This is a genomic window from Aquabacterium lacunae (assembly GCF_004310865.1).
Classification (GTDB): Bacteria; Pseudomonadota; Gammaproteobacteria; order Burkholderiales; family Burkholderiaceae_C; genus Aquabacterium; species Aquabacterium lacunae.
Window position 1 is genome coordinate 97,005 of the sequence record NZ_SIXI01000005.1, and the last position, 9,335, is coordinate 106,339.

The following is a 9,335-nucleotide window of genomic DNA, read 5'->3' on the forward strand; positions in this document are numbered from 1 at the left end:
GGCGCCTGATCAGTCGGGGCCCATCAGCTTGATGGGCGTGATCTCGACCGACTGATCGCCCTCGCTGACCCACACGGTGCCGTCCTGCACCGTGACGGTCAGCTGCATGCTGCGCTGGGCCAGGGCGGCCAGGGCCTGGCTCTGCTCGGAGGGCACCTGCCACACCGTGAGCTTGTCGGTGCGGCTGACCTTGTTGACGATGCCGTCGAACCAGATGGGCGTGCTGCTCTGGAAGGCCCACACCGTGACGCGCTGGGCGCGGCCACAGGCCTTGAGCAGGCGTTTGTCGTCGGGTTGACCCACCTCCACCCAATGCACGATCTCGTTGGAGAAGTTCTGGTGCCACAGGGCGGGTTCGTCGGGCTCCCACATGTCCTTGGCCAGCTCCAGCGTGCCTTCGCTGGTGTCGGCCGGCCAGCCCATGGCCAGGGCCAGCACACGGATCATCATCCGCTCGTCGGCCTCCGACGGGTGGCGCGCGATGGTCACGCTGGGGGCGTCGTACACATGGCGGTCCATGTCCGACAGTTGCAGGGCGGCTTTGTAGATGGTGGCTTTCAGGGCCATGGGGTATTCCGGGGCGTGGGTGCAGGCGCAGCGCGACCGGTGTCGCGCGCAAAGACGCGATCATCCCGCAAATTGAGCCCCCCCGTGACCCCCAGGCCGCAGGTGCGGGGCGCTTCATGAGCGGATCAGGGGCGTGGGCCTTGCTGGATCAGCCAGCTTTGCAGTTCGCCCAGCACACGGGCCTTGTCAGGCTCGTTGAAGATTTCATGGGCCATGTCGGGGAACGGCACGGTGTGGACACGGCCTGTGGACGCTGCACTGGCGGCGAACCGGGCAGCACCTGCGGGGCGCACGCAGCGGTCTGAACCGGCATACAGCAGCAGGGTCGGCACACGCCAGTGGGCCGCGCGGGCCTGGACCACTTCGACGGCCTCGACCATGAAGCGGGTCAGGCGGCCGGTGATGCGGTCGTGCACCAGGGCGTCATCGACATAGTCTTTGACCACCGAGGCGTCGGAGCACACCCACTCGGGCTTGAGGCCGTTGCCCACGGCGACATCGGGTGTCAGGCGCCCCACGCTGGCCAGCAGGGCCTTCTGCACGCCGCTCATGCCCAGGTCGAGGGCGGGCGAGGACAGCACGCACAGGTCGATCGGGCGGCGCCACAGTGCGGTGGTTTCTTCGGGCTCGGCCAGGGCCGCCACGAAGCGCGCCGTGACCAGCCCGCCCATGCTGTGGCCCAGCACCGCCAGCGGCAGGCCGGGGTAGGCGGCGCGTGCGGTGTCGACGACCGTGGCGAGGTCGTGCAGCAGGTCGTCGTCGGCGCGCAGGCCGCCGCGCGGGCCTGGGGTGCGGCCATGGCCCCGGTGGTCGTAGCCCACCACGGCCCAGCCTTGCTGGTTCAGATGGCGGGCCACATGGGCGTAGCGGCCGGCGTGCTCGCCCAGGCCGTGCACCAGCGTGACCACACCCCTGGCGGGCACAGGTGTGGACCAGTGGGTCAAGGCCAGCGCCAGGCCGTCACGGGCTTTCACGGAGGCAGGGACCTGCGGTGTGCAGGCCAGCATGTCAAAGGGCATCGATGGATCCTGAGTCGGACATCCCCGGTGGCTTTTGTAGTGACCCTGGCAATGTGTCCAACCAGGTCAGTCCCGAGGATGTGCCGCCAGGTTGGATCTTGCGGGGCCGGTATTCCAGCCCGATCCAACCACCATAGCCCAGCCTTTGCACTTCTTCAAGCACATGAACATAGGAGAGCTCGCCTTGGCCGGGCTCGCCCCGATCCGGCACCGCTGCGATCTGCAGATGCCCCACGCGCCCTGTGGGCAGGTACTGCCGCAGCTTCATGGTCACATCGCCTTCGACGATCTGGCAGTGGTACAGGTCCATCTGCACCTGAAGGGCGGGTGAGCCGATGGTCTGCACAACGGCATGGGCCTCGGCCTGCAGCTGCAGCAGGTAACCGGGCATGTCGCGCGGGTTGATCGGCTCGATCATCAGGGTCACGCCGGCCTGCTCGGCCTGCTCGGCCGCCCAGCCCAGTTGCTGAAGGTACAGGGCGCGCGCGTGCTGGCGCTCTTCCAGGGTGGGGGCCACGCACAGGCCGGCCATCACATGCACCCGAGGGCACATGAGGCGCTGTGCGCGTGCCAGGGCCTCGTCGATGCTGCGCCGGAAGTCGGCTTCGCGTCCGGGCAGGCACGCCAGGCCCCGGTCGCCCTGGGCCCAGTCACCCGGACGGGCATTGAACAGCACCAGCTGCAGGCCGGTGTCGCGCAAGCGCGCTGCCACTTCGGCCTCGTCGTGTTCGTGCGGGAACAGGCATTCCACGCCGGCAAAGCCGTCTCGGGCCGCGGCCTCGAAGCGGTCAAGGAAGGGCAGGTCGGTGTACAGCCACGACAGGTTCGCGGCCAGGTTCAGCACCAATGCATTCGGGGGCACTTTCATGCCCCCGAAGCCTACCCGAAACCGCTGGGCGGTTCAGTTCAGAAGGTTTCCCAGTCGTCGTCGGCCGGTGCACTGGTGGCGGCCGGCGGGGCGGACCGTGCGGCGGGGGCTGTCGTGGCAGTTGGCGTGCCACCCGGCTTGGGCAGGGCTTTGACCGTGGGCTTGTCTGCCGCCTTCAGCGCGGGGGCGCTGGCGGGCGGCGCCGTGACCACTGGAGTGACCTGACGTGCACTGGTCTGGGCCTGCTGGATCACCGAGGCCGTGTGCAGGCGAGCGCTGTGGCCCAGGCCGTTGCTGCCACCCACTCGGAAGGAGGACACCGCCTGCGCCAGGCGACCGGCCTGGTCTTTCAGGCTTTCGGCGGCGGCGGCCGATTCTTCCACCAGGGCGGCGTTTTGCTGCGTCATCTGGTCGAGTTCGTTCACCGAGCGGTTCACCGAGGCAATGCCATCGCTCTGTTCCGAAGCGGCGGCGCTGATCTCGCCAATGATGTCGGACACGCGCTGCACGCTGGTCAGGATCTCCTGCATCGAGCTGCCGGCGTCCTTCACCAGGCGCGAGCCCGATTCCACCTTTTCAGACGAGGCGCTGATCAGGGTCTTGATCTCCTTGGCGGCGTTGGCGCTGCGCTGGGCCAGCGATCGCACCTCGCCGGCCACCACGGCGAAGCCGCGGCCCTGTTCACCGGCGCGCGCGGCTTCCACCGCGGCGTTCAGCGCCAGGATGTTGGTCTGGAAGGCGATGCCGTCGATCACGGTGATGATTTCGTTGATCTTGCGGCTGGCACCGTCGATCTCGGCCATGTTGGCCACCACCTGCGAGACGATGCTTTCGCCGCGCTGGGCCGCCGTGGCCGCGCTGGAGGCCATCTGGTTGGCCTGCGTGGCCGAGTCGGCGCTCTGGCGCACGGTGCCGGTCAGTTGCTCCATGGCGCTGGCGGCCTGCTGCAGGTTCGAGGCGGTGTTCTCGGTGCGGTGCGACAGGTCCTGGTTGCCGCTGGCGATCTCGCTGGAGGCCGTGGTGATCGAGTCGGTCGCGCTGCGGATGGTGCCGATGGTGTCGCGCAGGCGGTCGGCGGTCAGCAGCAGGGCGCCTTTGAGCGAGGTGTCGCCGGGCTCGGCGCGGCCAGCCTGCAGTTCGAGGTCGCCTTCGGCCACACGCTGCAGCCAGTCGCGCAGGGTGCCGGGCTCTTCGCCCAGGTCGCGCCACAGGGCACGGCCCAGGCGCATCGACAGGAAGCCGATGCTGGCCAGGATGACGCCGCCGATCAGCACGCTGGCCCACACGAGCTGGCTGATCTGGCCGTGCACGGCCTCGTGGGCGGCCTGGTAGGCGGCTTTCTGTTCGGTGCTTCCCTGTGACAGGGCTCCGAGCTTGTCGAAGGCCTCGGTGGTCTGGCCGGCCAGCACCAGCACCACGGCCAGGCCGATCACCAGCAACACGGCCGTGCTGATGGGCAGCATCCAGATGCGTGATTTCAGGTTCATGGGGAGGGCTCCACTTTCGCAATGGGCGCCAACGGCGCTACGTCGCTCTTATCGGCATGCTGCACCGGGGCTTGAATGGCCGATCGTTCAAACAGCCGGGTGCGAGCACCCTGTCTCTAGAATGCCCGGCATGACCGCCACCACCGCTGCGCCCGCCGAGGCGCGCCCTCTGCATCGCCAGTTCCTGTTCTGGGTGGGCCTGCTGTATTTCTCCGAGGGCCTGCCCCTGGGGATCTTTTTTGATCTGTTCCCGGTGCATTTGCGCCAGGCGGGCGCCAGCCCCTCCGAGATCGGTCTGCTCAGCCTGCTGGGCCTGGCCTGGACGGTGAAGTTCCTGTGGGCCCCGCTGGTGGACGCCTGGCGGGCCCACCGCCGCTGGATGGCCGCAGCCAACTTCGGCATGGCGGCCGTGCTGGCCACCCTGGCCATGGACCCGGCCGCTCTGGGCAGTGGCGCCACCTGGCCCTGGGTGCTGCTGGCCGGCTTCACGCTGCTGTCGGCCACCAACGACATCGCCACCGACGGCTACACCATCGAGCAGCTCAACTCGGGGCAGTTCGGCGTGGCCAACGGCCTGCGCATCGGCATGTACCGCGTGGGCATGCTGGCAGCGGGCGGTTTGCTGGTGGTGGCGGGCTGGGCCGGCACCTCCGGCAGCCCCAACTGGGCGGCCGCCTATGGCCTGGGCGCGGCTTTGCTGATCACCAATGGCCTGCTGGCCCTGCTGGCGCCACCGCAGCCGCCCCAGGCGCCACGGCCCCTGGCCGCCGACGGTTCGCCCCCCGGCGGGCTGGCCGAAGAATGGCGCCTGCTGCGCCAGCAGCCGCTCTGGCTGGCCGCGCTGGGCCTGGTGCTGGCCGGCCTGCTGTGGCCGGTGCTGAACCCGGTGGGCAAGGCCCTGGGCTGGGGCTGGGTGGCCACCTTCGGCGGCACCTGGTGGTTCAAGGGCGCACTGCCCGTGGGCCTGATGCTGCTGGGCAGCGTGCTGATGGTGCAGGCCGCACGGCGCCCCGGTGCCCAGGTGATGGCCGATGGCCCCATGTTCGGCGCCTGGGTCAGCCTGCTGGGGCGCGCCGGCATGGCGCCGGTGCTGCTGTTCATCCTGCTGTTCAAGCTGGGCGATGCGGCCATGGGCTTCATGGTCAAACCCTTCTGGGTCGATGCCGGCTTCACGCCGGCCCAGATCGGCCTGGTGTCGGTGAATGTGGGCCTGGGCCTGTCGATCGCCGGGGGGCTGGTCGGTGGCTGGTACGTGGACCGTGTGGGCGTGTTCAAGGGCTTGTGGGTGCTGGGGCTGGCCCAGGCCCTGTCCAACCTGGGTTACGCCGCGGCCGCCCATGTGGTGCCGCATGCGCTGGCGGGAACGGCGAACGTGGGAGGCGCTGTGCCAATCGAGTTCCAGGCCTTCGTGTACGGTGCCAGTGCGCTGGAAAGCTTCACCGGGGGGCTGGGCACAGGGGCTTTCATGGCCTTCCTGATGGGCATCACCGACAAGCGACGCGCCACCACCGAGTACGCCATCTTGTCGTCCATCTTCGCGTTTTCGCGTGCGGTGGCCGGCTGGGCGGGCGGTCTGGGCGTCGAGCACATGGGCTACGCCACCTTCTTTGCCCTGACCTTCCTGCTGTCTTTCCCGGCCTATGGCCTCCTGCCTCAAGTGCGGCGTATGCTTTCTTCGCAGGGCGTGCGTTAAGCCTTCAGTGGCCCACTTTTTTGCGTTTTCACACCATGAACCCGAACCGATTCGCTTTGTGTTTCAAGCCCGCCGTGGCCACGCTGGCCGTGGCAGCCGCCCTGGCCGGCGCCACGCCAGGGGCCTGGGCCCGCGAGGGGGTGGAAGTGGGCAAGCAGTCTGGCTTCACGCGCCTGGTGTCGGCCGATCAGGTCGAGCAGGCCGCCGCGGCCCAGTACACCCAGATGACCACACAGGCCTCGCAGCAGGGCGTGCTGCTGCCGGCCAACCACCCGCAGTCGGTGCGCTTGCGTGCCATTGCCCAGCGCATGATCCCTTTCGCGCTGGAGTGGAACAAGCGCGCGCCCCAATGGCGTTGGGAAGTGAGCGTGGTGCAGTCCAAGGAGCTGAACGCCTTCTGCATGCCCGGCGGCAAGATCGTGTTCTACACAGGCATCCTGGAGCAGCTCAAGCTGACCGACGACGAGGTGGCCATGATCATGGGCCACGAGATGGCCCACGCCCTGCGTGAACACGCCCGCGAGCGCATGGGCAAGACCGCGGCCACCCGCATCGGGGCCAACCTGCTGTCGGGCCTGCTGGGCCTGGGCAGTGTGGGCGACACCGTGCTGAACATGGGGGGGCAGCTGCTGACCCTGAAGTTCAGCCGCGAAGACGAATCCGAGGCCGATCTGGTGGGCATGGAGCTGGCCGCCCGCACCGGCTATGACCCGCGTGCCGGGGTGTCGCTGTGGAACAAGATGGCCGCAGCCTCCAAGGGCGCGCCCCCGCAGTTCCTGTCCACCCACCCTTCAAGCAGCACCCGCATCCAGGAGATCCAGGCCAACCTGGGCAAGGTGCAGCCGCTGTTCGAGCGTGCGCCCAAGCCTGCTCAGCGCTGGGATGCGCCCAGCCGCACGGGGGGCCTGCAGGGGGGCGAAGTGCTGGCCTATTGGGGGCGTGCGGTGCAGTCCCCTCTGGCCGAGCGACAAGAGATGGGGGCTTTTCATGGGCACGCTCATTGAGGGGGCGCAACCCCCTTGAGTGGGTTGCGAGCCTCGTTTCCCCCCTCCATCTAAGGGGTAATGGGTCCGAAAGCCCTTTGAAGTTCGTTCGATGCCTGTCGGGGAATGACTGCAGTTCATAAACTCCGCGACTGACAGAGGGGGCGCATGTGCGCCGCCACAGTTGGTTTTCGGGAGTACCCATGAATTTCAGTGTGCGCCAGGGCCTGGCGAAGGGGGCTTCGCCAAGCATGCATCGGACCCGCCAGCTTGCCTGGGTCTGCAGTGCTTTGATGGGCTGTTCGTCCCTGTCGATGGCGCAGGTGCCAACGCAGCCCTCGGTGTCTCCGTCGTCTGATCCCTCCTTGATCCTGCGGCAAGGCAACCAGCCTCCTCGTGAGCCTGTCGCCCCATCGACCTCCGAGCCGGCTCGGCCCACGCTCACGCCACCGCCCAAGGCGCCAACCGGTGAAGCCGCGCCCAAGGTCGTGCGGTTTGTGTTGAACCGGATCGAACTGACCCCGTCCAGGCTGCTGCCTGAGGCCACTTTGGCTCAGGCCTGGGCTGGTCAGGTGGGACAAGAGGTAACGATCCAGGACATCCGCGCCATCGTTGCCCGCATCAATCAGATCTACTGGGATGCCGGGCATTACGCCGCGCTGGCCAGCCTGCCCGCCCAGAAAATCGCCGACGGTGTGCTCAAGATCAACCTGGTCGAGGGCACGGTCGAAAAGGTGAAGGTTGAATCAGAAGACCCCCGCGTGGTCAGTCTGGCCGACGATGTGCTGGGGCTGGCAGCCGGCGAGCTTTTCGTGGGTCCCGCCGTGCAGTCGCGACTGGCACGATTCAACCGTGGTTCGGACACACGCTTTTTTGCAGCGCTGTTGCCCGGCAGCCAGCCAGGCACCACCGAGGTGGTGGCACAGGTGGAGCTGGCCCCCAAGTACGACCTGGCCGTCGCACTCCACAACGAAGCGACCGACAGCCTGGGCCGCAATCAGCTGGACGTGTCAGGCTATGTGAGGCGCCTGTTGTCCCCCGCCGACCGGCTGGGTGCCATCGTGCAGAACACCGAAGGCTCGCTCAACGCCCTGGTGCTGTACTCGGTGCCGGTGCACTGGTCGGGCTTGCGCTTCGGCGCGTCGGCGTCGTCCGGCTCGACCAGCACCACCGATTCCGGGCTGGGGCAGTTGAAGGTGGAGGGCCGTTCCAACGTCTTGGGCCTGAGCCTGACCCAGCCCCTGCCCGCCTGGCGCAACTGGGAGGTGGACCTGTCGCTGAACGCGCAGCGCATCCAGTCGAACACCAAGGTTGACGGGGTGTCGCTTGGCGATGCCCGCACCAGCCTGTACTCGCTCGGGGTGCAGAGCGTGTACCGCAGCCCAGGGCACCTGGTCAGTGTGTACACCGCGATCAACAGTGGGACCTACGAACCGCCTTTCCGTGAAAGCCGCCGCCTGAGCACCTTCAACAGCAACGGCTCGTGGGCTTGGGTGCTCAATGACCAATGGTGGCTGAACACCCGTGCCGGCTTGCAGCTCACGTCTGACACCGACGTGCCCGCCACCGTGAAGTTCTCATTGGGCAACCCCACCGATGTGCGTGGCTACCCGGCCTCGGTGGTGTTCGGCGACCGTGGTTTGTTTGTGTCGCTGGAAGCGCATCGCCGATTCGCGAACAACCTCGACGTGTTCGGCTTCCTGGACAACGGCACCACCACCACCGCGGGGGTGCCGAGGCAAAACCTGAGCAGCCTGGGCCTGGGACTGACCAAGGCCTGGGGGCGCCAGTGGAGCCTGTCGGGCAGCCTGGCCCACCCCCTCAAGGACACCGTACCGGGGCAGTCATCGCTGCGCGCGCTGGTTCGCTTGACCTGGCAATTTGAGTGAACGCCATGAAAACCATGATGATTTTCGAGCGCCTGGTGAACTTGCACCGTGAGCGCCACCGCCGCCTCCGTCTGGACCCTGCCCGCGTAGACCACAGCTTCGCCCAGCACACGAATTCAGTGCCACTGGCCATGGAGGAGGTGCCCGATGCCGCGCTGTTTTACCCCTGTGTGTTCATCGAGCGCGAAGGCACTCACGCCATGACCGCCTTGCTGGGTTTGCGCGCCCAGCAGAACCTGTTCGTGGGCGCTGACAAGCAGTGGCTGGCTGACACCTATGTGCCAGCGCACGTGCGCCGTTACCCGTTTGCCCTGGCTGAAACGCCGACCCCTGACAACTTCCTGATCTGTCTGGACGAAGCCTGTGCGGGCCTGGGTGATACCGAGGGCCAGCCCCTGTTCCTGGACGATGCCGCCGAAGGCCCCTTGCTGGCCGAAGTGCGTACCTTCTTGCTGAACCTGCATCAGGCATTCGTTCGCAGCAACGCCTGGTGCAAGGAAGTGGCCGAACTGGGTCTGCTGACCCCGCGCGCGCTCACCTGGACCGACCACCGAGGCGAGTCGCAGGAGCTGTCGGGCTTTCTGGCCATCGACGAAGAACGCTTGCGCGCCTTGCCGACCGAGGTGACGCAGCGCTGGATGAGCACAGGGCAGATGGCCGTGGCCTGGGCCCACCTGCTGTCCCTTGGTCATGCGCGCACCCTGGCTGCTCGCCAGAAGCTGGTCGATCTCGCCCAGCCTGCCTCTGCGACCCAGTTGCCGGCTGAGCCGGCTGCGGAGGCCTCCCAGGCCACCGACCCCTCGCCTGCTGTTTGATTGCCTGAAGGTTG

General features: G+C 67.6%; 8 protein-coding genes. 4 read left to right on the plus strand and 4 right to left on the minus strand.

All coding sequences use genetic code 11. The annotated features are described in order from the left end of the window. Positions 1-9: 9 nt before the first annotated feature. From EYS42_RS12740 to EYS42_RS12755, 4 genes are all read right to left on the minus strand, one after another. Positions 10-567 carry a YaeQ family protein gene (locus tag EYS42_RS12740; RefSeq protein ID WP_130968570.1) on the minus strand — a complete coding sequence of 186 codons (558 nt, stop codon included), beginning with the start codon at positions 565-567 and terminating at the stop codon, positions 10-12. Positions 568-692: 125 nt separating this feature from the next. Further along, positions 693-1,586: an alpha/beta hydrolase gene (locus EYS42_RS12745; protein ID WP_245503635.1), complete on the minus strand. Its 894-nt coding sequence runs from the start codon at positions 1,584-1,586 to the stop codon at positions 693-695. Then, positions 1,576-2,454, minus strand: a complete 879-nt coding sequence (gene otnI, locus EYS42_RS12750) for a 2-oxo-tetronate isomerase (protein WP_425358904.1) — start codon at positions 2,452-2,454, stop codon at positions 1,576-1,578. Before otnI ends, EYS42_RS12745 begins: the two co-directional genes overlap by 11 nt. A gap of 38 nt (positions 2,455-2,492) precedes the next feature. Further along, on the minus strand, positions 2,493-3,941 hold the full coding sequence (locus EYS42_RS12755) for a methyl-accepting chemotaxis protein (protein WP_130968571.1): 1,449 nt from the start codon (positions 3,939-3,941) through the stop codon (positions 2,493-2,495). 130 nt (positions 3,942-4,071) lie between these two features. On the opposite strand from EYS42_RS12755, the gene EYS42_RS12760 reads away from it, so the two are divergent. From EYS42_RS12760 to EYS42_RS12775, 4 genes are all read left to right on the plus strand, one after another. Continuing rightward, the gene (locus EYS42_RS12760; protein ID WP_130968572.1) at positions 4,072-5,634 is read left to right on the plus strand and encodes an MFS transporter; all 1,563 of its coding nucleotides are present in this window, start codon (positions 4,072-4,074) and stop codon (positions 5,632-5,634) included. Between the two features lie 35 nt (positions 5,635-5,669). Next, complete coding sequence (locus tag EYS42_RS12765) at positions 5,670-6,638, plus strand: M48 family metallopeptidase (RefSeq protein WP_130968573.1); 969 nt, start codon at positions 5,670-5,672, stop codon at positions 6,636-6,638. A 272-nt stretch (positions 6,639-6,910) separates the two neighbouring features. Beyond that, on the plus strand, positions 6,911-8,506 hold the full coding sequence (locus EYS42_RS12770) for a ShlB/FhaC/HecB family hemolysin secretion/activation protein (protein ID WP_165456767.1): 1,596 nt from the start codon (positions 6,911-6,913) through the stop codon (positions 8,504-8,506). A gap of 5 nt (positions 8,507-8,511) precedes the next feature. Beyond that, positions 8,512-9,321, plus strand: coding sequence for a SapC family protein (locus EYS42_RS12775; RefSeq protein WP_130968575.1), 810 nt, complete (start codon positions 8,512-8,514; stop codon positions 9,319-9,321). Positions 9,322-9,335 lie beyond the last annotated feature (14 nt).

What these genes read in the sequence shown, in the direction of transcription:
- EYS42_RS12775 (WP_130968575.1), top strand. Translation starts at nt 8,512, where the DNA reads ATGAAAACCATGATGATTTTCGAGCGCCTGGTGAACTTGCACCGTGAG.
- EYS42_RS12745 (WP_245503635.1), bottom strand. Translation starts at nt 1,586, where the DNA reads ATGCCCTTTGACATGCTGGCCTGCACACCGCAGGTCCCTGCCTCCGTG.
- EYS42_RS12760 (WP_130968572.1), top strand. Translation starts at nt 4,072, where the DNA reads ATGACCGCCACCACCGCTGCGCCCGCCGAGGCGCGCCCTCTGCATCGC.
- EYS42_RS12740 (WP_130968570.1), bottom strand. Translation starts at nt 567, where the DNA reads ATGGCCCTGAAAGCCACCATCTACAAAGCCGCCCTGCAACTGTCGGAC.
- EYS42_RS12770 (WP_165456767.1), top strand. Translation starts at nt 6,911, where the DNA reads ATGGGCTGTTCGTCCCTGTCGATGGCGCAGGTGCCAACGCAGCCCTCG.
- EYS42_RS12755 (WP_130968571.1), bottom strand. Translation starts at nt 3,941, where the DNA reads ATGAACCTGAAATCACGCATCTGGATGCTGCCCATCAGCACGGCCGTG.
- EYS42_RS12765 (WP_130968573.1), top strand. Translation starts at nt 5,670, where the DNA reads ATGAACCCGAACCGATTCGCTTTGTGTTTCAAGCCCGCCGTGGCCACG.
- otnI (WP_425358904.1), bottom strand. Translation starts at nt 2,454, where the DNA reads ATGAAAGTGCCCCCGAATGCATTGGTGCTGAACCTGGCCGCGAACCTG.